The sequence below is a fragment of the Bacillus sp. FSL W8-0519 genome (assembly GCF_038005585.1).
Classification (GTDB): Bacteria; Bacillota; Bacilli; order Bacillales; family Bacillaceae_G; genus Bacillus_A; species Bacillus_A paranthracis.
Genome location: NZ_JBBOTL010000001.1, coordinates 493,648 through 518,285 on the forward strand (window position 1 = coordinate 493,648; position 24,638 = coordinate 518,285).

Sequence of the window (24,638 nt, forward strand, 5' to 3'; positions counted from 1 at the left end):
TTGTAAACAGTCTCTTTTTTTGTGAAAATAAAGCTGGAAACATACTATGTATGCAAAGGGGGATTAGCGATGAATGAAGAAGTTTCACAGCTATTAGAACAGATTGATTTACGAAAAGATGAGTTACTAGAGCTTACAAAAACCTTAATTCGTTTTGAAACACCAGCACCGCCGGCGAGAAACACAAATGAGGCGCAAGAATTTGTTGCACAGTTTTTAAGAAAACGAAATTTTAGTGTTGATAAATGGGATGTATATCCGAATGATCCGAACGTTGTTGGGGTGAAAAAAGGGATAGAAAGTGACACATATAAAAGTCTTATTATTAATGGGCATATGGATGTAGCGGAAATATCAGCAGGTGAGGCGTGGGAAACGAATCCGTTTGAGCCATTTATAAAAGATGGTTGGTTAGTTGGACGTGGTGCAGCAGATATGAAAGGGGGACTGGCTGGGGCACTATTTGCTATTCAGCTATTACAAGAAGCTGGTATTGAATTACCTGGAGATCTAATCTTTCAATCCGTAATTGGGGAAGAAGTGGGAGAAGCGGGTACACTTCAATGCTGCAAAAGAGGGTATGATGCTGATTTTGCAGTCGTAGTAGATACGAGTGATTTACATATGCAAGGACAGGGCGGCGTAATTACTGGGTGGATTACTGTGAAAAGCCCGCAAACGTTTCATGATGCAACACGTAGGCAAATGATCCATGCAGGGGGTCGTTTATTCGGAGCGAGCGCGATTGAAAAAATGATGAAAATTGTGCAAAGTTTACAAGAATTAGAGCGTCACTGGGCAGTTATGAAAACATATGAAGGCTATCCATTTGGAACAACAACAATTAATCCAGCTGTTATTGAAGGCGGAAGACATGCAGCATTTATTGCGGATGAGTGCCGGTTATGGATAACAGTACACTTTTATCCGAATGAAACACATGAACAAATAATAAAAGAAATTGAAGAGTATATTGGGAAAGTGGCAGCTGCCGATCCATGGCTAACTGAAAATCCACCACATTTTAAGTGGGGCGGAGAATCAATGATTGTGGATCGTGGCGAAATTTTCCCTTCTTTAGAAATAGATAGTGAACATGCAGCTGTAAAAACGCTTAGCTTAGTACACGAATCAATTCTTTCTAAAAATGCAATTTTAGATATGTCTGCAACGGTAACGGATGGTGGTTGGTTTAGTGAATTTCATATTCCGGCCGTTATTTACGGACCAGGTACATTAGAGGAAGCTCATTCAATAAATGAGAAAGTAGAAATAGAACAGTTAATTGAATTTACAAAAGTAATAACAGCATTTATATACGAATGGTGTCATACGAAAAAAATAGATTAGTATGTTGAAATCGTACAGGTATGTATACTTGTACGATTTTTTAGTGAACTATTTCAGAGTTGGATAGAAACAACTGAAATAGTTCTTTATTTTTCTATGTCTTTCGTTTTAGCTCAATTAATTTCTCTTTCGCTAATTCAACAGCAATTGCATCATCTAAATAACCAATTGGAAAGAGATAGTCGGGAATAATATCTGTCGATAAAATGAAATACAGTAATGCGCCGCCAAGGACTGCACGCTCTTCTTTTGGAATCGTTTCATTGCAAAATTGTTGATACATATCCGTTAATTGTTCAATGAAAGGACCAGCACTATCAATTTGTTCTAACTTGCTTGCAAAACTTTCATGAATACGTTTTTCACCTTCTGTTGTTTGCGCATATCGTTCATAGTTTTCAAGTTCTTGTTTTACGCGGGTTGTTGTGTAGTCGAAATCGAATAAGTTAGAGGATTGCAGCGTTTGCTGAATTGTATCAAGAGATGTGTACATATCCGTCTTTTCTTTATTAATGTGAGGAGAATCCGGATACATTTCATCAAATAACAATTGGGGTGGAACTTGCAGACATTCTGCGAATTTTTGTAGGTGTTTTTGTTTTGGCGGTTGTTTACCATTCATAATTCTTGAGATTGTTGCGGGATCAATATTTGTAAGCATTCCGAGTTGGCGCATAGATAAGGCACGTTCTTTTAAAAGTTTTTTTATTAATCTACTAAGCCGCTCATTTGGATTTTCTTTAGGCATAGCGAAGGCACTCCTTTTATTGTTGAAAAAATGTTGAGCATTTATTACATGTATATGAAACAGACAGGCACAGTTGCTCAACATTTTCATAAGATGCATTGAAAAGTGAGAAAAAGGGGTGGCTATTTATGAGTACGGCAGGTCTATTTTCAATTTTTTTAATTGGGATTGCTTCTAATTTAGATAATGCAGGTGTTGGGATTGCATATGGCATTCGTAAAATTAGAATTTCGTGGTTCAACAATTTTATCATCGCATTTTTTGGTTTTTTATTTACTTTATTAGCTGGATTTTTTGGGAACTGGATTGCGTTATTTATTTCAGAGTTTACAGCAAACTTGATTGGAGCAATCGTTTTAGGGATAATCGGTGTGTTTATTTTGTGCCAGCCTTTCTTGGGGCAAAGAAATACCGTAGGCTCTAAAGATGGTAATGTACTTATGGGAATTTTACGTGATCCAGAAAAAGCAGATTTTGATGGTTCTAAAACGATTAGTTTTTCAGAAGCAATTGTTTTAGGGATTGCGTTGTCTATTAATAATATTGCAGGTGGATTTGATGCTGGAGTAACAAACTTGAACCTTTGGCTTACAGCAACTATTTCTGGGGTGTTTAGTTTTATTTGCATAAGTGGTTTTGCGTATGTAGGAAAACGATATTTAGCAGAATACTTAGGGAAATGGGCTACGGTTATTGCGGGCGTGTTATTAATTCTTATCGGGATAGATCAGTTGTTGTAAGGAGAGTAGAAAACAAGGTTCGAGTATTTCCTTGGAAATACAGCAAGGGATTGCATATATCGACGTACTTTTCTCCATACTAATACGGATTTCTTTTAAGAAAGGGGGATTTGTATGGGACGCGGGAAAGCATTTGATCATAAGAAAAAAGGGCATGATCACCAACCACCTAAAGGTGCGTTCATTCATAAAGATGTAAATGAACATACTTTGGAAGAGGAAGAGCTACCAGTAAATATTGAAGCGTATAAAAATAGTTTGAAAAAACATTAAAAGCACCTACATAGGTGCTTTTTTTAACGTATATCTTCAATTAATTGTTCCGATTCTTCATGCATACTGTACTCACTTAATACTTGGATACAAAGCCACTTTAATTCTTCAATTGTATGTTCAAGTTCTTCAGGAAGCACATGATGAATGTCTTCAAGTCCCATTCCGAAATGAATAAGTTCCAGTACTTGATCATCGATGTTCCGATCCATTAATAGTTCAAGTACTTCTAAATTGAATATGTATCGGTGAGCTTCATCGAGTGAAACGACTTTTAACTTCAAGCTTTCTACAATACTCAATATAAAAAGAAGAATTGTTTTTTCAAGAACAGGTTGTTTTCCCATTTGAAATATTAGTTTCATCTTTCACACCTCCACATATAGCGCTAGGTTGTACTATATTATTCAGGAGGGGGGAGCAAATATGCATGATATAGAGAAACTTTCAGCACGGTTTTTGTACGGGCGTGGATAGTTGATACAGTTAAGGTTTTTATGAAATGAAAAAATCCTGCTAGTATAGCAGGATAGCTCTCAATTAAAAAATGCTCCAACCTTCTTGGGCAGAAAGAAGTTCAAGAATTTTAAAGCCAGCGATACTATTTCCGTTTGCATCTAAAGCTGGTCCGAAAATACCAATGCCCATTTCTCCTTTTACACAGCCGAAAATGCCACCAGCTACACCACTTTTTGCGGGAATACCAACACGAATCGCAAATTCACCAGACTCGTTATACATACCGCATGTAACCATAAATGTTTTACAAATCTTTGTAATATGCTTAGGGATAATTTGTTTTTCCTTATATGGATCATATCCATCCATCGCAAAAATTAAACCGATACGCGCTAAATCGATACAGTTTACCTCAACTGCACATTGACGAGTGTATAAATCCATCAGTTCTTCGATATCACAATCAATAATTCCGTTTTGTTTCATATAGTAACAAAGTGAACGATTTAAGTAAGCTGTCTCTAATTCTGAATTGGCAACTTTAGAAGAATAATTAATAGTAGGATTATCTGTTATTTCACGTACGAAATGAAGAATGCGATCCATTTTTTCTTCATTATCTTTTCCTGCTAACATGCTTGTAATGGCTAGTGCCCCTGCATTAATCATTGGATTAAGTGGTTTAGAAGGACTTGTCGTTTCTAATTTAATAATAGAATTAAATGGATCACCGGTTGGTTCCATTCCAACTTTAGAAAATACATATTCTTCACCACGATCTAAAAGGGCAAGTGCAAGTGTAATTACTTTTGAAATACTTTGAAGAGTGAATAGTGTTTGTGAGTTGCCAGCATGGATGTATTCTGTTTCTTTATGAAAAATGGCAATCCCTAAATCATCTGGATTGGCATTTCCTAGTTCGGGGATATAAGTAGCAAGCTTTCCTTTTTTCGTATATGGTTTTACTTGTTCTAACAACTGTTGTAAGTTGTTTGTTTCAATGCACTGCATAGTACCAACGCTCCTATTTCGAATTAACTAAGTTTACTTTTCCCGATATGCTCGGAAATAAATAATAACATGAAAAAGTGGAATGATAAAACGAAAGTTGCATGTTCTATAGAGGGTCTTTCGTTTTGAATATTCTGTAGTGAAAAAGGAGAAATTTCCTTTTATATAACAGTTTGGAAATAGGAGATTTATCCATAAAAAATTCAAAAATAAAAACTACACATCTATACAACTATATGTTATTATGGTTATGTAAATAGAAAGCGTTTTCTAAGGCGTACTTATAATGATAACGATTTCATAAATTTGATAGGGGGAATTAAAATGTTGCAGTTTCTACAACGTATTGGTAAAGCGTTAATGCTTCCAATTGCCGTACTACCAGCAGCAGGATTATTGCTTCGTTTAGGACAAGAAGACGTATTTAACATTCCTGTTATGGCACAGGCCGGTGCAGCAATTTTTGATAATTTAGCACTTATTTTTGCAATTGGTGTTGCAATCGGTTTGTCTGTTGACGGTAGTGGAGCAGCTGGACTTGCCGGAGCAATCGGATATCTTGTTTTACAAAATACAACGAATGCTCTAAGTAAGACGTATTCAGCAGCAGAGTTAAATGATAAATTAAAAAGTGTTCAAGATTTAGTCGGTTCAGTAGATCCAACTAAATTAGCAGATACAATGACAAAGGTTTCAAAAGCAGCGGCGTTAACGCCAAAAATAAACATGGCCATACTCGGTGGTATTATTGCAGGGGTTGTTGCGGGATTATTATACAACAAATTCCATAAGATTAAACTACCAGAATGGTTAGGATTCTTTGCAGGAAAACGCTTCGTACCAATCATTACTTCAATCGTAATGTTACTTTTAGGATTGGTATTCGGTCAAATTTGGCCAACAATTCAAAGTGGTATTGATGCAGTGGCACATGGTATCGTGAACTTAGGTTCAATTGGTGCTGGTTTATTTGGATTATTAAACCGTTTATTAATTCCAATTGGTTTACACCACGTAATGAACACATACTTCTGGTTCGTACTTGGTGACTTTACAAATGCAGCAGGCGATATCGTTCATGGTGATATTGCACGTTTCTTTGCAAAAGATCCATCAGCAGGTATGTTTATGACTGGTTTCTTCCCAGTTATGATGTTCGGTTTACCAGCAGCATGTTTCGCAATGATTGCAGCTGCTAAACCAGAAAAACGTAAAATGGTTACAGGTATGTTAGGTGGTCTAGCATTAACTTCATTCTTAACTGGTATTACAGAGCCAATTGAATTCTCATTCATGTTCTTATCACCAGTACTATATGGAATTCATGCTGTATTAACAGGTCTGTCTCTATTCATTACAACAACACTTGGCATTCATGATGGTTTCTCATTTAGTGCCGGGGCAATCGATTACGTCTTAAACTTCGGTATTGCAACAAAACCATTGTTACTAGCAGGAATCGGTTTAATTTACGCAGCAATTTACTTTGTAGTATTCTACTTCTTAATTAAGAAGTTCGACTTAAAAACTCCTGGTCGTGAAGATGAAGAGGAAATGGCTGAAGGCGAAGAAGCTCCAGTTGCAGGTTCAATTGGTGAAACTTACGTAGCAGCTTTAGGTGGAAAAGAAAACTTAACAGTTATTGATAACTGTGCAACACGTCTACGCTTACAAGTGAAAGATGCTGGTCAAGTAAACGAAGCAGCATTAAAACGTGCTGGTGCAAAAGGTGTTATGAAATTAAGTAACACGAGTGTCCAAGTTATCGTAGGTACAAATGTTGAATCTGTTGCCGATGATATGAAAAAACACGTATAAATAATTAGATAAGAGGATATCCAAAAAGATTGATAACATCAGTTTTTAGAGGATATCCTCTTTTTTTATGTTAAAAATTTAACGGGAATCTTACTTTTGTAAATTTTCTTTTTCTTTTTTATACATATAGGTTGGTAATATGTGCAGTGCGTGATAAAGTAGGGATGACATAGAATGGATTATCCATAATCTACTAAAATAAATCTTTAGTAGAGAGATTAAATTATTGGTGAATAAGGGGAAAAAAGTAATCATGGATCACGAAAAAAATAATGCGAATGGGAAATCACGTCGGCCGATTGTATACATAAAAAGAACAATCATTCTCGTCTTACTATTTTCACTTGTATATTTCATGTATACAAAAATTGTTGCGCATAATAAGAAAGAAGAAACTTTAAAAGTAGCAGCAGAAATGAAGAAACAAGAAGAGCTAAAAAAGAAAGAAGAAAAAAAGAAGCAAGAAGCAAAAAAACAAATAGAGCAGGAAGAACAAGTGAAGCAAGCACAAGCTGCAGAACAGCCTGCTGAGGGACCACCTCAAGAAATTAATGAAAACGCTCAATTAGATCAATATTTGCAAAAAACAGGATTTAGCGGGACAGCGGTTATTGTGAAGAACGGAAAGGTTCTTTTGAATAAAGGATACGGTATGGCGAATAAAGAGAAACAAGTACCGAATAATTCAGAGACAACTTTTTATATTGGTTCTATTTCAAAGGCTTTTGTAGCGACTGCTATTATGCAATTAAAAGATCAAAATAAGTTAAATGTAGAGGATACGATTGCGAAGTATATTCCAGATTTCCCTCAAGGTAATGGCATTCAGTTAAAACATTTACTAACACATACATCAGGAATTCCAGAGTACGAGCAGGGAACAGAGGATATCTCTCATGAAGAATTGATAAAACGAATAGGAAAGCAAAAGCGTATTGGAAGTCCAGGAGAGAAATGGAAGTATTCCGATTCTAACTATTCGATACTTGCCTATATTGCTGAGAAGGTAAGCGGACAACCGTTAGAAGAGTATATTAAACAACATATTTTTGCTACTGCTGGTATGAAACATTCTGGTTTTGGTAGAGAGCTAGAACAAACGAGATTTCCATCGACAGGTTATAAAATAGTAAATAACAATATGACAACACCTAATATTCCAAGTATGTCACAACTTTATGGTTGTGGTGATATATATACAAGTGCCCATGATTTATATTTATTTAATGAAGCGCTCTTCTCTGGAAAGTTGATTTCAAAAGAAAGCTACGATCAAATGTTTACAGGTGGAAAAAAAGATTACGGGTTTGGATGGTACGTAGACCCGGGAAGTTATTCGAATCACGGTGTAATGCCAGGCTGGAACTGTTTAAATGGATTTAGTAAAAATGGTAGTGTGTATGTTGTTTTATTATCTAACATTCAAAACAACATTAAATCTTTTGGTAAAGTGAATAATGACATTTATACGATGTTACGAAATATTGAAGTGTAAGAGACTATCCTTTTGGGTAGTTTTTTTTATTGAGGAAGTGTATGTGCAATGAGATAATGAAATAAATGGAAAAGGGGGAGGGGTATGAGTATACATAAGCATCATGAACGTAATGCAAAGCGCATCTTTTTTTTATCTGTTATTGTATGGATTATCGTCGCAATTGGATTAGTGATGGAATATAAAAAAGGGATGCTATTCACTTCGGAGAAAGAAAATCTGAAATTAATAGGTGTTGTACTACCGGCATTTGGATTATTAATATATAGCTTTATAGAAAAACGAAGATCAAAAATGCTCAAACAGGAACATTATAATATAGAGACCTCTGAATTATTGGAGCAACAAAAATTTGTCGTTCGCAAAGAGGTAGGAGTATTTCAAGTAATTACATACTTTGGATTAGATGGAAATACAGTAGGATTTTTAAAAGAAGAGTATGATTTTGTTATTCAAAGTGTATGGCAAGCTGTACTCTCTTTTCTTTTTAAGGGACTACATAAGCAACAATTTTATTTATATAATCAATCGGGAGAAAGATTATTGCGTGTTCAAAAGAAGATGGGAGTACGCAACTTTTATATTTTTTCTAATGTAGATGGAGAGAAATTAGGAGAGTTGAAACAAGTACTAAGTTTAAAAAAGTGGGAATGGATCTTTCTAGGATCGGATGGTAAGGAATTTGGTAAAGTGACTGGGGACTTTTCAGCAACAATGCAGAAAATAGAATGGCGAGATGGAACGCATATTGATGTGAAAGAAGATGGTATTCCGTTAGAAGCTGTTAAGTATTTCTCGGCAAGCGGTGGTTCACTTGTTACAGCTTCTATAAGTGAACGGGCAGAATTACCACGAGCGGTTTATTACAGTGTCTCTGCGATAGTTACAATTAAAAATTAAGAGGTAAAAAAGATAGATGGAATGCCATCTATCTTTTTTATTGTTAGAACATATTGTTTCGTTGAAAAATGTATGTCTTACCTATCACAAAAAGAGTCTGCTTTGTATACATTAAGATGTATGGATATATTTTTATAATTTAAAAATAATAGGAGGAGAAGTGTATGTGTTTATTCGGTAAGTATTGGAAAAAGTTATCGAGATTGTTTAATAGACAATTAGATTATTTTTTAGATAATAAGTTATTGCCTGCTGTGGAACGACTTTTGTTTTCGCAAAACTTCGCGAGGTTTATTCAAAGAAACTCCAAGCAAGCTACGGAAGAATTTATTGAATCAAGTAGATTTCAATCTATTATTTGTAACATTTTAAAAGAATGTAATACATCACCTTTTAAAGAAATTGCAGAGCAGTATTTAGGTAAAAATGTAGAAATTACGGTGACAGTTGGACAGTTAACAGGTGTAATTGTAGCAGTTGGTGATGATTTCTTAACACTGCAAGAAGGAATAGGAACAGAAGTTTTATTACCATTTACAAGTATTATATCAATTAAAGAAGCGTAAGAAAGGAGACTTATATATGTTATTTACTGAAGAATTACGTAACCATGTTGGTGAGCTAGTGCAAGTTGTGACAGCGGTCGAAATTGTTGCGGGTATTTTGTTATCTGTGACAGACGGGGCAGTAAGTGTTCGTACTTCTCCTTCTTATGGACCACCGGAAGATGTAGTTGTACGTATTCCTATCATTTCTTATGTTCGCTTGGAAGGGTAAGCGTGGTACAAGTATGAGGGTATCAGTTATTATTCCGGCGCATAATGAAGCGAGTACTTTATCACAAGTCTTAGTAGAAGTGGAGAAATTGAAACCATATGAAATTATCGTAGTAGATAATGGGTCGACAGATGGAACAAAAGAAATAGCCTTACAACATCATTGCCATGTCATTTATTATAAATATTCTCTTGGTAATGATGTTGGACGGGCAATTGGTGCAAGAGAAGCGAAAGGCGACATTGTTTTGTTTTTAGATGGTGATATCGTCATTGATCATAGAGAGCTGCAACGTTTTATAAAAGGCATTCAGCAAGGCCACCAAATTGTTGTGAATAATTTAACATGGTCCGTTTATTTAAAGATGAGACCGCATTATACGACAGTTGGAAAATTTATGTTGAATCGTTATTTGAATAAAAAAGAGCTTGTTGTTGGATCTTTAATCGCAATTCCGCATGCAATGAGTAGGGAAGTTATTCAGAAGTTTGGTTGGTGGAATTTAGCGGATCCAGCACTATTTCAAGCGATGGCGATGTCTAGAGGAGTAGATATTGTCGATATGGCTTCAGTCGATGTCATTCATACAAATAAAGTGCGTCCTGTTCATACTGGTACATCACCCGGTTCTCCTTATCCGAAAGCGACTAGCCGTATTATGGGGGATCATTTACGTGCTTTGCAATACGTAATCGAAATATATGGTAAGCGTGGCGGCTTTTCGGAAGGAAAGAGGGATAGAGAATTTATAGGAAAGTATAAACCAATTTTATTACAAAGAGAAAAAGCAAAATATAGTGCGATTATCCCAGTATCAGAAGAAAAGACGACTATAAGATCTGTTATACAAGAAGTGAAAAAAGCAGGTATAGATGAAATTATAGTTGTTGCGAATGGAGCGGACGTTGAGACAGTTAAACAAGCAAAGCTAGAGAATGTCATTGTTATTGAATTTGAGGAAGCGCTTGGACATAATGTAGCCCGAGCGATAGGAGCTATGCATGCTACGGCCGATATTTGTTTATTTGTCGATGGTGATTTTGTTATTCCAGGGGAAAAACTAATTCCATTTTTACATGCTATCGAAGATGGAAATGATGTGGCATTGAATGATTTACAGTGTTTATTAGATATGTTTCATCCGGCAGACCCAATTAGCATGGGAAAATATTTTGTGAATTTGGTAGCGAAACGACCAGATTTATGGAATAACTCATTAACGGCAGTACCACATGCTATGCATAAAAGAGTAATAGAGAAAATCGGATATGATTCTCTTATCATTCCACCACTCGCTCAAATGAAAGCTATTTTGGAGGGATTTTCTATTACAGCGGTAGACTTTGTAGATGTCATAAAAACAAATCGAGTACGCCCAGAGCAACATGGATTTGTAAATGGGCGTATTCCAGCATTTGATCGTATTTTCGGTGATCAACTTGAGGCGATTGCATATTTATTGCAATCCACAGACGAGCGCGGGAGTTTTACAGATGGAGAGCGGAATAGAAATATCATTCAACAATTGAGAAAGGAAGAAGAGAATACAGATGAATGTTAGTAGTACAGTTGCCATTATCGGATTAGGATATGTTGGTCTTCCTTTGGCAGTTCATTTTGCAGAGAGAGGACATACAGTGCTTGGATTAGATAAAGATACTAGAAAAATAGAATCAATTATACAGGGAGAAAGTTATATTCCAGATGTTTCTTCTAAATTGTTACAGAGTTTATTGACTAGAAAAAAATTAATAGTCAATACACCGGATCAAGGTATTGCTGATTTTCAAAATAGTGATTATGTTATTGTCACTGTCCCAACTCCAATTAATGAACAAAGAGAACCGGACTTAAGTGCCCTCATTTCAGCTTCGCATTATATACAACAAAACCTTCAAAAAGGACAAACCTTCATTTTCGAAAGTTCCACATATCCAGGTACGCTCGAGGAAGTTATTATTCCGATTATTTCTCAAACAGGAAAAAAGGTAGGAGAAGATTTCTATATTGGGTATTCTCCTGAGAGAATTGACCCAGCTAATAGTCAATATTCAGTTCAAACGATTCCAAAAGTCATTAGTGGACAAACAGAAATGTGTAAACAAAAAGTACAGGCTTTGTATAGCACTATATTTGATGTAGTTGTTCCAGTTAGCTCCCCAAAAGTAGCAGAAATGTGTAAGCTATTTGAAAATATTCAGCGCTTAGTCAATATTTCATTAGTAAATGAGTTAAATACACTATGTGAAAGTTTAGGAATTGATTTTTATGAGGCACTTGAAGCGGCATCTACAAAACCATTTGGATTTACGCCGTATTGGCCAGGACCAGGGATAGGGGGACACTGTATTCCGGTAGATCCTTTATATTTCCAGTGGAGAATAAAAAAGAATGGAGCAATTAGTCAATTAATTGAGGCGGCACATGTAATTAATGAGGAAATGCCAGAGAAAGTGGTCCGGAAAGTAAAAGGTGTGGTGCAATCACCTGCAACGGTTTTAATTGTAGGGATTGCATATAAAAAAGATGTAAATGACTTAAGAGAATCGCCAGCGTTGCCAATTATTGAATTGTTAATAAAAGCAGGATATGAGATAGCGTATCACGATCCATATATTTCTTCTGCAAAATTTGGAGATAAGGTGTATCAATCTGTTTCTTTGGATGAACAAGTCGTTAAACAAGCGGATTGTATTTTAATTTTAACAGACCACTCTAATATCGATTGGAAGGTTTTTAAAGGGATAAAGCAAGTCGTAGATACACGTGGAATTATAAAGAAGGTGAGTGTATGAGTAAGAAATGTTTAATCACAGGTGGAGCAGGATTTATTGGATCGCATTTAGCTGAAGAGCTGGTGAAAAGAGGTTATGATGTCACTATCGTTGATAACTTCTATAAAGGGAAAAATAAATATCATGATGAGTTAATGAAAGAAATTCGGGTTATTCCAATAAGTGTTTTAGATAAAAATTCTATTTATGAATTAGTAAATCAACATGATGTAGTGTTTCATTTAGCAGCAATTTTAGGTGTGAAAACGACAATGGAAAAGAGCATAGAGCTTATTGAAACGAATTTTGATGGAACGAGAAACATTTTACAAGCAGCGCTAAAAGGAAAGAAGAAAGTAGTTTTTGCGTCTACTTCAGAAGTATATGGTAAGGCAAAGCCGCCCTTTTCTGAAGAAGGAGATCGATTATACGGTGCAACCTCTAAAATACGTTGGAGTTATGCAATTTGTAAAACGTTAGAAGAAACATTATGTTTAGGATACGCTTTAGAAGGTTTACCTGTAACGATTGTTCGTTATTTTAATATTTATGGTCCAAGAGCGAAAGATGGTCCGTATGCAGGGGTAATCCCACGATTTATCCGCGCAGCACTGCGAGGAGAAGACATTCTCGTATATGGAGATGGAAAGCAGACACGTTGTTTTACGTATGTAAGTGATGCGGTAGAGGCAACGATTCGAGCAATGGATGAGAAGGTAAATGGTGAGATTATTAATATAGGTTCTGAGAATGAAAAGAGTATAAAAGAAGTAGCAGCAGTAATAAAAAAATTAACGAATTCTTCTTCAAAAATTGTTCAAGTTCCTTTCGAAGAGGTATATCCACATGGCTTTGAAGAAATTCCAAATAGAAGACCAGATGTAACGAAATTAAGAGAACTTGTTCAATTTCAAGCGAAAGTAACGTGGGAACAAGGGTTGAAAGAAACTATTAAATGGTTTCGTGAAGAAAACAATGGCTAAGTCACTATCGATTATTATACCTGTATGTAATGAAGTGGATACGATTTCAGACGTTATTCAATCGGCAAAAGGATTAAATCCAGTAGAGATTATTGTAGTAGCAAACGGTTGTAACGATGGTACAGAAGAGGTTGCTGATCATTTAGGGTGTAAAGTAATCAAGTATACAGAGCTACTGGGGAATGATGTGGGCCGTGCAGTTGGCGCAAAACACGCGATAGGTGATGTATTACTATTTATAGATGGAGATTTTGTTATTCAAACTTCAAAGTTACAATTATTCCTAAATCCAATTTTACATGATCAGGCCGACATCGTTTTAAATAATTTGGATGCGTTATTTTTAAAGAAACAAAAACCGCACTCAGTGACAGTGTGGCGCCAAATATTAAATGCAATGTTAGAGAGTGAGGAGTTAAAAATTGACTCTTTATTATCTGTACCTCATGCGTTGACGAAAGAAGTTGTTCAAAGCATTGGGTATGAATGTTTTGTTAATCCTATTGTCGCTCATTTACGTCTTGTTCAAAGCAAATGGAGAATTAGTCGACATTGTGCAATTGACGTTATTACACCAAATAAATTTCGGCCGACCGAGCATGCTGCGTATGGCACGGGTCTTTCTCATTCTGAAAAACGGATGATAGGTGACCATATAGAAGCTGTAGCGGAGCGAATAGTAGGTAGCGATGAGCGCGGAGGGTATTATGATGGAAATAGGAAAAGAGATAGTGTCTATCATACTTTAGATTTTGAAGATTTTTATCAAGGATGGGGCGTTACATCGAATTTGTATAAGGGAAAGCAATTATCGGTCATTATTCCTGTACAAGATGAAGAGAAAACAATTGGAAACGTTATAGAAGAACTTCGCAAAATTGAACCTTTTGAAATTATCGTTGTTGTAAATGGTTCGTCTGATAAAACAGCAACGATTGCAAAAGAAAAGGGAGCAACGACAATCGTATATAAAGAAGCACTCGGAAATGATGTGGGGCGCTCACTTGGAACGTATTTCGCAAAAGGAGAAATTGTATTATTTATAGACGGCGATTTTGTTATTCCAGCGAGTGAGTTATATCCTTTTGCAAAAGCTATTGCAGATGGAACAGATGTTGCATTAAATGATCTAAATCATTATTTAGATTTAAGAGTACCGCTTCATCTTGTAACTGCATTTAAATATGCATTAAATTTAGCTTGTGATAGAAAAGATCTAGGCGTAGGCTCTCTTATTGCTGTACCGAATGCATTTAGTCGTAAGTGTTTGGAAGAAATTGGATATAGTTCTTTACTGGCACCGTGTGTAGCTCAAGTGAAAGCTATTCTTTCAGGATTTGAAGTTGCATGTGTAAGTCGTGTTGAAGTCGATAAGATGAACCGTATTCGACCCAGTGAACATTTTGCTAAAATAGGTCATCCACCAGCTGTACTTCGAATTATTGGTGATCATATAGAAGGGTTAGAGCAATTAATTGCATTAACAGGCAGTCGTGGTGGATTCCATGATGGAAATAGAAAAAGAGATATTTTATAGGTAACAAAAAAGTGTACAACATATGTACACTTTTTTGTTCTGTTATAAAAACTATAACAGATTAGGAGATAAGAGTATTACAGCTCTACAATGGGTATTGTTTTTATATTACAAAATAGGACTCGCATATAAGAATACCAAAAAAATACAATTAAGGAAAGGGTTAATTTTAAAGACTTTAAAATGAAGTTAACACTATGTATATAGTAGTTTGCTCAACATTTCACAAACATGTCACAACTATTTCGTTCACTTTCGTAAAAAAGTAGTATTCTAAGTGTGTAAGCTGTTATATAAAAAATCTTAGTCCTGTACTAATCAAAAATGGAGGAGATTAGGATGACTCAAGTATTAGAAAATGTTAAAAATGCATGGGAAAACTTTAAAGGTGAAAAATGGAAAGCAGAGATTGATGTTCGCGATTTCATTTTAAATAATGTAAACGTTTACGAGGGAGATGAATCTTTCTTAGCGGGAGCAACTGAAGCAACGAAACAACTTTGGGATCAAGTAATGGATTTAACAACGAAAGAACGTGAAAACGGTGGCGTTCTTGATATGGATACAAAAATTGTTTCTTCTATTACATCACATGAACCAGGATATTTAAATAAAGAGACTGAAAAAGTAGTCGGTTTCCAAACTGATAAACCATTTAAACGTTCTTTACAACCGTATGGTGGTATTCGTATGGCGGAACAAGCTTGTGAATCTTATGGATACGAAATGGATAAAGAGCTTAGTCGTATTTTTAGAGATTGGAGAAAAACTCATAACCAAGGTGTATTTGATGCTTATACACCAGAAATGAGAGCTGCTCGTAAATCAGGTGTTATTACGGGTCTTCCAGATGCATACGGACGTGGACGTATTATCGGTGACTACCGCCGCGTAGCATTATATGGAGTAGATCATTTAATTGAAGCGAAGAAAGCAGATTTAAATTTAACTGGCGGTGTAATGAGTGAAGATACAATGCGTTTACGCGAAGAGTTATCTGAACAAATACGTGCACTTCAAGAGTTAAAACAAATGGCTGCTTCTCATGGCTTTGATATTTCTAAGCCAGCAACAACTGCTCAAGAAGCATTCCAATGGTTATACTTCGCATATCTTGCAGCAATTAAAGAGCAAAACGGAGCTGCAATGAGTCTTGGACGTACTTCTACATTCTTAGATATTTATATTGAAAGAGATTTAGCAAATGGTACTTTAACAGAAGAAGACGTACAAGAAATTGTGGATCACTTCATTATGAAATTACGTCTTGTGAAATTTGCAAGAACACCTGATTATAATGAATTATTCTCTGGTGACCCAACTTGGGTAACTGAGTCTATCGGCGGTATGGCATTAGATGGCCGTCCATTAGTAACAAAGAACTCATTCCGTTTCTTGCATACACTAGATAATTTAGGACCAGCTCCAGAACCAAACTTAACAGTTCTTTGGTCTAAACAATTACCACAGAACTTTAAAAACTACTGTGCGAAAATGTCTATTAAAACATCAGCAATTCAATATGAAAATGATGACATTATGCGTGCTGACTACGGCGATGACTACGGGATTGCTTGTTGTGTATCTGCAATGAGAATCGGTAAACAAATGCAATTCTTCGGTGCACGTGCAAACTTAGCAAAAGCATTGCTATATGCGATTAACGGTGGTAAAGATGAAAAATCTAAAGCACAAGTTGGTCCTGAGTACGCACCGATTACTTCTGAAGTATTAGATTATGAAGAAGTTATGCATAAGTTTGATATGACAATGGAATGGTTAGCGGGTCTATATTTAAACACATTAAATGTTATTCACTACATGCACGATAAATATAGCTATGAACGTATTGAAATGGCACTTCACGATACAAATGTTCTTCGTACAATGGCAACAGGTATCGCGGGTCTATCTGTAGTAGCAGACTCTTTAAGTGCAATTAAATACGCAAAAGTAAAACCAATTCGCGATGAAAACGGAATTGCAGTTGACTTTGAAATTGAAGGAGATTTCCCTAAATACGGTAACAATGATGACCGTGTAGATGAAATTGCTGTAAATCTTGTGAAAACATTTATGAATAAACTTCGTAAACATAAAACATATAGAAACTCTGTTCATACAATGTCAATCTTAACAATCACATCTAACGTTGTATACGGTAAGAAAACTGGTAACACTCCAGATGGTCGCCGTACTGGAGAACCATTTGCACCAGGTGCGAACCCGATGCATGGACGTGATACAAAAGGTGCGTTAGCTTCATTATTATCTGTAGCTAAATTACCATATGAAGATGCACAAGATGGCATTTCTAATACATTCTCTATTATTCCAAAAGCACTTGGTAAAGAGGATGAAGTACAAGTACGTAACTTAGTATCAATGCTTGATGGTTATGCAGTAAAAGAAGGACATCACTTAAATATTAACGTATTTAACCGTGAAACATTAATGGATGCAATGGAACATCCTGAGAAATATCCACAATTAACAATTCGCGTATCTGGTTACGCTGTAAACTTTATTAAATTAACTCGTGAACAACAAATCGATGTAATTAACCGTACAATGCATGAAAGCATGTAAATGAAAAAAGTGTCCCTCTGCATTTTATAAATAGCAGAGGGAGGCTGTTTCAATAAAGGAGGAAGTAACATGGTAAAAGGAAGAATTCATTCTGTAGAGTCTTGTGGTACTGTTGATGGCCCAGGAATTCGTTATGTCATATTTACACAAGGGTGTTTATTACGTTGTCAATATTGTCATAATGCTGATACGTGGGAGATCGGTAAAGGAAAAGAAATAACAGTCGAAGAAGTAATGCAGGATGTGACATGTTACCTTCCTTTTATTGAAGCTTCCGGAGGCGGTATAACAGTTAGTGGTGGGGAACCATTATTACAACTAGATTTCTTAATTGAATTATTTAAGAAATGTAAGGAAATTGGAATTCATACAACAATTGACTCTTCGGGTGGTTGTTATTCTGAAGAACCAGAATTCCAAAATAAGCTAGATATTTTAATGGAGTACACAGATTTAGTTTTATTGGATTTGAAACATATTGATTCAAAGAAACATCGTAAATTAACAGGAAAACCAAATGAACATATTTTACAATTTGCTCGTTATTTATCGGATAAAAATAAACCGATTTGGGTACGACACGTATTAGTTCCTGGCATTACTGATAATGAGGAGGATCTACAAAAACTATCTAGTTTTATTCAAAGTCTGTCTAATGTTCAGAAAGTTGAAGTGCTACCATACCATAAGCTTGGTGTATATAAATGGGAGGCACTTGGGCATAAGTATCCACTCGCAAATGTAGAACCGCCTACTGAAAAAAATGTAGAAGAAGCAAGACATATTTTACAAGCAGTCTAATCCAAATGTTGGGTTAGGCTTTTTGCTTTCTTTACAATAAAACCTAGAGTATATATGGAGAAAAGAGTATACTGAAAATAGAATATCCATATTTTTGTAAGGAATAAGTGGAGAAATTTACATAATTGTAAAGGGAAATCAAAATAGTAAAAAGAATTAAGAAGTAAAAGAGTGAGTATCATGGAATAGAGAACATTTGTAAGTTATTGCGAAAGCTCTTATAGGAAAGTATAATGTAAAGATATGAGCACAGATAGGATTAAGGGGTCAATCTTATATGCTTTGCATATCCACGACAGGTACATAGCTGAAAGAGAAATATTAGAGTCTGTTTATGTAATTTTTAAGGAAAATGTTTTTCCTATTGTCGTATATGCAATATGGAGAAACAATAAGCTAGGAGTGGATTTGTTTGATAAAAAACCCCAAGGTTTTAATATTAACTGCACATTACGGAAACGGTCATGTGCAAGTAGCGAAAACATTAGAACAAACATTTCGCCAAAAAGGAATTAAAGATGTAATTGTATGCGATTTGTTCGGAGAATCACATCCGGTTATAACCGATATTACAAAATATTTATATTTAAAAAGTTATACAATAGGAAAAGAATTGTACCGCTTGTTTTATTATGGCGTGGAAAAAATTTATGATAAAAAAATAGCATCTTGGTATGCTAATTTTGGAAGAAAACGTTTGAAATTACTTTTACAAGCGGAGAAACCGGATATTGTTATTAATACGTTTCCGATTATAGCTGTACCAGAATTAAAAAAGCAAACAGGTATTTCAATTCCTGTGTATAACGTATTAACGGATTTCTGTGTACACAAAATATGGATTCATCGGGAAGTAGATCGTTATTTTGTAGCAACTGATCACGTAAAAGAAGTTATGGTTGATATTGGTGTGCCTGCGGAGCAAATTGTTGAAACTGGAATTCCGATTCGTAGTAGTTTTGAGTTAAAGATCAATTCAGATATTATATATAATAAATATCAGTTATGTAAGAATAAAAAGATTTTACTAATTGTAGCAGGTGCTCATGGAGTATTAGGAAGTGTAAAAGAACTATGCCAATCATTTATGTCAGTACCTGATTTACAAGTAGTTGTTGTTTGTGGGAAAAATGAAGCGTTAAAACAGGATTTGTTAGGGTTACAGGAAAAAAATCCTGATGCATTAAAAGTATTTGGTTATGTAGAAAATATTGATGAACTATTCCGTGTTACTTCTTGTATGATTACAAAGCCAGGCGGTATTACGTTAAGTGAAGCGGCAGCATTGCAAGTACCTGTCATTTTATATAAGCCTGTTCCAGGACAAGAAAATGAAAATGCGATGTACTTTGAAAGAAAAGGGGCTGCAGTTGTCATTCGTGATGATAGTGAGGTTTTTGCAAAAACAGAGGCGTTATTACAAGATGATATGAGGCTTCTTCAAATGAAAGAAGCGATGAAAAGCATTTATCGTCCAGAGCCAGCTGATCATATTGTGGATACAATTTTGGCAGAAAACCATGTAGAACCGAATCATATACCTATTAAATCACCTGCTCTTGCACAATCATTTACTTAATATGAAACCCTCTTTTGTATGTTTAAAGAGGGTTCTTTATTATTTTCGAAGATAAAGACTTATCCACATAAAGAGTGCGCTTTCATTAAACAGTAAAGTCGGAATATTAACAACTATATCCACATTATCCACAATTTTTAGAAAAATATCCACAATTCTAACATTTGATGTGCGTTACGATATATAAACTGGTGAAAGGTTTGCCTAATTTATTCACAATTCTATAAATTATGTGGATAACGTTATCCACATAAAAAAGGTTCCTTATTTATAAGGAACCTTTTTCCTACTCTATCACGTAGAAAAAATATGTAATGAGAATGAATAATTAGGGGGGGAGAACTTCTAATTATTCATTCTCACTTTAAATACTTTTCGAGCGATAACCCGCTGCGCGATCTGCTTTACGAAATTCTCGTTGGTAGAGAACTTCTTGTGTACTAGATAATGCGTTTTTTGCTTTATCACGTTTCTTTTTATCCATTACAAATCACCTCGTGTCCTAAAGTCACTATTTATCGTTTCCAAAGACATGGGGTGATATACGTATATATCAAAATGTTAATGGTTAATTATTATTTCTGAAAATTTAGATTATGCTTCTTTTAAGTGATGAGAATCTTGGAACGTTGTATCTCGCATTGTAGCAAGTGTATATTGATCTTTTGGAATTTCATATAAGTTATATACTTCTTCATTTGCGTTAATTTCATCATAAACGGCTTTTCTTGTTTCGTTTGCTAGGTTTACATATTGTAATTTTTCTGCAGCTTTAATAGAACGAATATTTATTTTGCGAATACGCATAAAGATCGTTTCAATATCTAACTCGTAGAAAAGTTCGCTAAAAAATGAATCTTTTGCCAATTTATTGTAGCCTTTTCCGTGATAAGGTTTGCCAAGCCATGTTCCAAGGAATCCGGCTTTTTCTTGCACATCAAATAAAGTAATTGTTCCGATAGGGTTACCCCATTCATCTAAAATTGTGCGTGAAATTAATTCCCCACGCTCTTCAGCTTCAATCGTTTGTTTCGTTAAAAATAAATATTCCTCATAAGAATAAGCCTTTTGACGCACAAAAGGGAAGACAGCTGGATCCACCATTAACTCGTATAGAACGTGGCTGTCGTGTAAGTCGCGTTTTTTCAACATACTAACTCCTCCTCACACGAGGGTAGCATGACGAAAAAACACCCCACCCTCGAAATTTTTATATCAATCTTTAAAAAATTTCGGGGTGGGAATCGAACCCACTAGAACCAGTTTCTAACGCTGGTGGCGCACCATTTGCCTTCCCCATTCATCAATTTGAAAATGATAATCACGACACAAATTGATTATGGTTTCATTCAGTTTATAATCGTATAATACTTTATCTAGTCAAAAAAATAAACTAGTTTTTTTTATTTTTTTTGTAAATTATTTTTCCATCAATCATAGTTAGTACAGGCTTGGCTAAATAATGGAAAGGATGATGGGTCCAGAGCACAAGATCAGCGTCTTTTCCAGCCTCAATGCTTCCAATTCTATCCTCTAAACGTAAATTTCGCGCTGGAAATATAGTGATTCCTTCTAGTGCAGTTTTTTCGTCTAATCCTTCCCTTACTGCGACAGCAGCACAAACATTTAAATATTGAATGGGTGTATAGGGGTGATCTGTTGTGATGGAAACTTCCACTCCATTTTTTGATAATATATGGTAAGTATCCCATGTTTTATTTTTTAGTTCGATTTTAGAACGGCGTGTAAGCGTGGGGCCAACTGAAACCTTCAAATTGTGTTTTGAAAGTTCTTCAACAATAAAGTGTCCTTCTGTACAATGTTCAATACGTAAATCAAGATTGAACTCTGTTGCAAAGCGTAGAGCGGAACTAATATCATCTGCTCGGTGAGCGTGGATACGTACGGGTATTTCACGGCGTAATGCTTTTAAAATAGGAAGCATTCGAAAATCTGCTTCATGCCCGTAGTGCTGTGCTTCATAAAATGATTCCCGAAGTAATCCCATAATTCCCATACGCGTAATGGACTCTTTTGTTCCATTACTATGGACTTTTTTAGGATTTTCGCCAAAGGCAATCTTTAAGCCAGCAGGTTCTTGAATGATCATATGATCAATACAAGTTCCGGCTGTTTTTATTACACAAGTCGTACCACCGATAATGTTTTGACTTCCTGGCATAACGTGAACAGTTGTAATTCCATTTTGTACCGCATCTTTAAATGCAATATCCAAAGGGTGGATTCCGTCTAAAGAACGGATATGGGGTGTTGAAACTTCAGACGTTTCATTTGCATCATTGCCAGCCCAACCAGTACCTTCATCATAGAGACCAAGATGGGTATGGACATCAATAAATCCAGGTAAGAGATGAAGAGCACGTGCGTCTATAACTGTCATATCTTGAGTAGGTTGAATGGAAGGCTTGACCTCAGCAATTTTTTCTCCTATAACGAGTACATCCCCTTGAAATTTTTGGGATGTAATAGGATAGACAATGGCTTGTTTGAGCAATATTTTCATAGGTACCTCATTTCTGTTACTTTATAATGTTAATGGAATGTAAGGGAAAGTAACTGAAAGATTATTTGTGTAATAATGCTCCGGATGCTAGAAAATAAAAGTTTTGAAAGGGCCCTCTGTAAAACTGTGTTTTAGAAGTACTACATTGTATGCGAAAGTATATTTTGTAATGCATGGTCTATTGACGGAAATGTGTATTGATACCCATACTCAATTGCTTTACTAGGTAATACATGTTGCCCTTCTAGTACAAGTATGCTCATCTCGCCTAATAAAGCATGAAGCATAAATGAAGGGACAGGTAACCAATGAGGTTTTTTTATTATAGTTGCAATGATTTCTCCAAATTCCTTCATTCTTATAGGATCAGGAGCTGTAATGTTAAGAGGTCCATCAATTTCTTCTTTGTGTATGATGAAATCAATCATGGAAGCAACATCGTCTATATGAATCCATGATAACCATTGATTTCCAGATCCAACTGTACCTCCGATATAGAATTGATAGGGAAGTAGCATTTTTGGAAGGGCTCCTCCGTCTAGACCTAATACGACTCCGAATCTTGCGTAGATTGTCCGTATTCCGAGAGCACGTGCTTTAGATGCTTCTTGTTCCCATGAATATACTGTATTTGCTAAAAAGTCATTTCCAGGAGTCACATGCTGTTCTGTAAAAGACTCGGTTTCAGATGTTCCATAGTATCCAATTGCACTTGCGTTAATAAATGTGTGTGGTTTTGTAGGGAGTGCCTGCAATTGTTTAATGAGTCCTTTTGTTGTTTGAATTCTACTGTTTAAAATGACTTTCTTTTGTTTCTTTGTCCATCTACTATTAATAGACTCTCCAGCTAGATTAATAACTATATCAATAGAAGAGAGGGGGAAGGTTTGTAAATCTGGTGTCCATTGTACATACTGAAGGTTAGGATCGGAAGTTTCAGCAGTTTTTTTTCGTGAGAGAATATAAACAGTATATCCTTTTTGAATAAAAAAGGTAGAAAGGTATTTACCTATAAAGCCGGTACCACCAGAAATTGCGATTTTCACAATTATTTCCTCCTCATTATATATATTCTTGAAAAGCAAAAACGTTCCTCGACTATGTTAAAATAATAGAGAGGTGAGAGTATGGCTGTCATTACAAAAATAGAAGTACAAAAACGATCGAAAGAACGGTTTAATATTTATATCGATAAAGGTCAAGGTGAAGAATACGGATTTAGTGTGAATGAAGTAATCTTAATAAAACACGGATTACAAAAGGGCTTAGAAATTGATGAAATAGCGTTAGGAAATATTTTGTACAATGAAGAGGTACAGAAAGCATATTTACAAGCAATCTCCTATTTATCCTATCAAATGAGAACGAAACTAGAAATAGAAGATTTTTTACGAAAAAAAGAAGTGGGACAAGCCATCATCTCTGAAGTCGTTTCGAAATTATTACATGACCGATATATTAATGATAAAGAGTATGCTATTTTATATACGAGAACGCAAAGTAATGTGAATCGAAAAGGTCCAACGGTTATTAAAAGAGAGTTGTTAAATAAAGGTGTTCAGGATCTAATTATTACGCATAGTTTACAAGAATATCCGAAGGAAAAGCAAATTGAGAATGCTTTAATTCTTATAGAAAAGAAGAAAAAGTCTTATCAAAAGCATTCGTTTTTACAAATGAAGCTAAAATTAGACGAAATGCTTGTTCGTAAAGGATATTCTAGAGATGTGATTCAAATTTGTTTAGAAGAATTGAAAGACGAAAAAGATGACGAAAAGCAACAAGAAGCGTTACACTATCATGGGAACAAATACTATGAGAAATATAAGAAGTATGATGGATGGACGTTTGAAAATAAGATGAAACAAGCGTTATATCGTAAAGGATTCTCTATTGATGAGATAGAGATATTTTTGCAAATGAAACGTGAAGAGGGATGAGGGAATAAAATGAATATGCCAAAACGCTACAGTGAAATGACACCATATGAGCTAAGGGAAGAAATTGGGGTTTTGAAAGAGCAAGCAATAAAAGCTGAGCAACTTGGAATTGTAAATGAGTTCGATGTATTAATGCGAAAGATAGCAATGGCTCGCGCTTATATGACTGACATAAACAAATTCCATATTGGTGAAACGTATGAATTAGTAGAAGAACCTGGTATATTATTTGAAATTACGTATTTCAATGGGGTATTTGCTTGGGGACATAAGCAAAATGATAATGAAGAGATAGGAATACCGATTTCTTTATTACAAGAAAAATAAAAACCAGAGAGCG

Annotated in this window: 24 protein-coding genes; 17 read left to right on the plus strand and 7 right to left on the minus strand. The window is 35.3% G+C overall.

Going from position 1 to position 24,638, the window contains the following annotated elements; translation table 11 throughout:
* Nucleotides 1–69: 69 nt before the first annotated feature.
* Nucleotides 70–1,350, plus strand: a complete 1,281-nt coding sequence (locus NST14_RS02555) for an acetylornithine deacetylase (RefSeq protein ID WP_001001582.1) — start codon at nt 70–72, stop codon at nt 1,348–1,350.
* Between the two features lie 94 nt (nt 1,351–1,444).
* On the opposite strand, the gene NST14_RS02560 is transcribed toward NST14_RS02555, so the two are convergent.
* Nucleotides 1,445–2,098 (minus strand): helix-turn-helix domain-containing protein, encoded by a 654-nt coding sequence (locus NST14_RS02560; protein ID WP_001123717.1) that lies wholly within the window; start codon nt 2,096–2,098, stop codon nt 1,445–1,447.
* Between the two features lie 128 nt (nt 2,099–2,226).
* Here NST14_RS02560 and NST14_RS02565 point away from each other — a divergent pair, with 128 nt between their 5' ends.
* Together NST14_RS02565 and NST14_RS02570 are read left to right on the plus strand one after the other, a co-directional pair.
* Nucleotides 2,227–2,838 carry a manganese efflux pump gene (locus tag NST14_RS02565; protein ID WP_000100725.1) on the plus strand — a complete coding sequence of 204 codons (612 nt, stop codon included), beginning with the start codon at nt 2,227–2,229 and terminating at the stop codon, nt 2,836–2,838.
* 114 nt (nt 2,839–2,952) lie between these two features.
* Nucleotides 2,953–3,111, plus strand: a complete 159-nt coding sequence (locus NST14_RS02570; RefSeq protein ID WP_000532409.1) for a hypothetical protein — start codon at nt 2,953–2,955, stop codon at nt 3,109–3,111.
* 23 nt (nt 3,112–3,134) lie between these two features.
* Here the strand turns inward: NST14_RS02570 and NST14_RS02575 are convergent, their stop codons facing one another.
* Nucleotides 3,135–3,476: a DUF3969 family protein gene (locus NST14_RS02575; RefSeq protein WP_000766603.1), complete on the minus strand. Its 342-nt coding sequence runs from the start codon at nt 3,474–3,476 to the stop codon at nt 3,135–3,137.
* A 175-nt stretch (nt 3,477–3,651) separates the two neighbouring features.
* Entirely contained in the window at nt 3,652–4,581 is a 930-nt protein-coding gene (glsA, locus tag NST14_RS02580) for a glutaminase A (protein ID WP_001149849.1), read from the minus strand.
* A 324-nt stretch (nt 4,582–4,905) separates the two neighbouring features.
* Here glsA and nagE point away from each other — a divergent pair, with 324 nt between their 5' ends.
* The 12 genes from nagE (at nt 4,906) to NST14_RS02640 (ending at nt 19,834) form a co-directional block, all read left to right on the plus strand.
* Nucleotides 4,906–6,399, plus strand: a complete 1,494-nt coding sequence (gene nagE, locus NST14_RS02585; RefSeq protein WP_000938883.1) for an N-acetylglucosamine-specific PTS transporter subunit IIBC — start codon at nt 4,906–4,908, stop codon at nt 6,397–6,399.
* Nucleotides 6,400–6,652: 253 nt separating this feature from the next.
* Nucleotides 6,653–7,894 carry a serine hydrolase domain-containing protein gene (locus NST14_RS02590; protein WP_000349478.1) on the plus strand — a complete coding sequence of 414 codons (1,242 nt, stop codon included), beginning with the start codon at nt 6,653–6,655 and terminating at the stop codon, nt 7,892–7,894.
* A gap of 84 nt (nt 7,895–7,978) precedes the next feature.
* Nucleotides 7,979–8,794, plus strand: a complete 816-nt coding sequence (locus tag NST14_RS02595; protein ID WP_074542686.1) for a sugar ABC transporter ATP-binding protein — start codon at nt 7,979–7,981, stop codon at nt 8,792–8,794.
* Between the two features lie 164 nt (nt 8,795–8,958).
* Nucleotides 8,959–9,360, plus strand: a complete 402-nt coding sequence (locus tag NST14_RS02600; protein WP_000335520.1) for a hypothetical protein — start codon at nt 8,959–8,961, stop codon at nt 9,358–9,360.
* Nucleotides 9,361–9,376: 16 nt separating this feature from the next.
* Nucleotides 9,377–9,571 (plus strand): hypothetical protein, encoded by a 195-nt coding sequence (locus NST14_RS02605; RefSeq protein ID WP_000899481.1) that lies wholly within the window; start codon nt 9,377–9,379, stop codon nt 9,569–9,571.
* A complete protein-coding gene (locus tag NST14_RS02610) occupies nt 9,552–11,132 on the plus strand; it encodes a glycosyltransferase family 2 protein (protein WP_000458457.1) in 1,581 nt (526 codons plus the stop codon). Before NST14_RS02605 ends, NST14_RS02610 begins: the two co-directional genes overlap by 20 nt.
* Nucleotides 11,122–12,366 carry a nucleotide sugar dehydrogenase gene (locus NST14_RS02615; RefSeq protein ID WP_001103215.1) on the plus strand — a complete coding sequence of 415 codons (1,245 nt, stop codon included), beginning with the start codon at nt 11,122–11,124 and terminating at the stop codon, nt 12,364–12,366. Before NST14_RS02610 ends, NST14_RS02615 begins: the two co-directional genes overlap by 11 nt.
* A complete protein-coding gene (locus NST14_RS02620; RefSeq protein ID WP_000037033.1) occupies nt 12,363–13,328 on the plus strand; it encodes an NAD-dependent epimerase/dehydratase family protein in 966 nt (321 codons plus the stop codon). The genes NST14_RS02615 and NST14_RS02620 overlap by 4 nt, the downstream gene beginning before the upstream one ends.
* The gene (locus NST14_RS02625) at nt 13,321–14,865 is read left to right on the plus strand and encodes a glycosyltransferase family 2 protein (protein WP_229143098.1); all 1,545 of its coding nucleotides are present in this window, start codon (nt 13,321–13,323) and stop codon (nt 14,863–14,865) included. Before NST14_RS02620 ends, NST14_RS02625 begins: the two co-directional genes overlap by 8 nt.
* 339 nt (nt 14,866–15,204) lie before the next feature.
* Nucleotides 15,205–17,454, plus strand: coding sequence for a formate C-acetyltransferase (gene pflB / locus NST14_RS02630; RefSeq protein ID WP_000195487.1), 2,250 nt, complete (start codon nt 15,205–15,207; stop codon nt 17,452–17,454).
* A gap of 69 nt (nt 17,455–17,523) precedes the next feature.
* Nucleotides 17,524–18,255, plus strand: coding sequence for a pyruvate formate-lyase-activating protein (pflA, locus tag NST14_RS02635; protein ID WP_000238472.1), 732 nt, complete (start codon nt 17,524–17,526; stop codon nt 18,253–18,255).
* Nucleotides 18,256–18,667: 412 nt separating this feature from the next.
* Nucleotides 18,668–19,834, plus strand: coding sequence for a diglucosyl diacylglycerol synthase (locus tag NST14_RS02640; RefSeq protein WP_000594702.1), 1,167 nt, complete (start codon nt 18,668–18,670; stop codon nt 19,832–19,834).
* 364 nt (nt 19,835–20,198) lie between these two features.
* On the opposite strand, the gene NST14_RS02645 is transcribed toward NST14_RS02640, so the two are convergent.
* The 4 genes from NST14_RS02645 to NST14_RS02660 all read right to left on the minus strand — a co-directional run bounded on the left by NST14_RS02645 (nt 20,199) and on the right by NST14_RS02660 (nt 23,404).
* A complete protein-coding gene (locus NST14_RS02645) occupies nt 20,199–20,318 on the minus strand; it encodes a YfhE family protein (protein ID WP_000358480.1) in 120 nt (39 codons plus the stop codon).
* A 110-nt stretch (nt 20,319–20,428) separates the two neighbouring features.
* Nucleotides 20,429–20,986 carry a GNAT family N-acetyltransferase gene (locus NST14_RS02650; RefSeq protein ID WP_000914738.1) on the minus strand — a complete coding sequence of 186 codons (558 nt, stop codon included), beginning with the start codon at nt 20,984–20,986 and terminating at the stop codon, nt 20,429–20,431.
* Nucleotides 20,987–21,227: 241 nt separating this feature from the next.
* Nucleotides 21,228–22,358, minus strand: coding sequence for an amidohydrolase (locus tag NST14_RS02655; protein WP_000698301.1), 1,131 nt, complete (start codon nt 22,356–22,358; stop codon nt 21,228–21,230).
* 140 nt (nt 22,359–22,498) lie between these two features.
* Nucleotides 22,499–23,404, minus strand: a complete 906-nt coding sequence (locus NST14_RS02660; RefSeq protein ID WP_229143099.1) for a TIGR01777 family oxidoreductase — start codon at nt 23,402–23,404, stop codon at nt 22,499–22,501.
* Nucleotides 23,405–23,485: 81 nt separating this feature from the next.
* Here NST14_RS02660 and recX point away from each other — a divergent pair, with 81 nt between their 5' ends.
* A complete protein-coding gene (recX, locus tag NST14_RS02665; RefSeq protein ID WP_000268520.1) occupies nt 23,486–24,298 on the plus strand; it encodes a recombination regulator RecX in 813 nt (270 codons plus the stop codon).
* A 9-nt stretch (nt 24,299–24,307) separates the two neighbouring features.
* Nucleotides 24,308–24,625, plus strand: a complete 318-nt coding sequence (locus tag NST14_RS02670) for a YfhH family protein (RefSeq protein ID WP_001057035.1) — start codon at nt 24,308–24,310, stop codon at nt 24,623–24,625.
* Nucleotides 24,626–24,638: the final 13 nt, after the last annotated feature.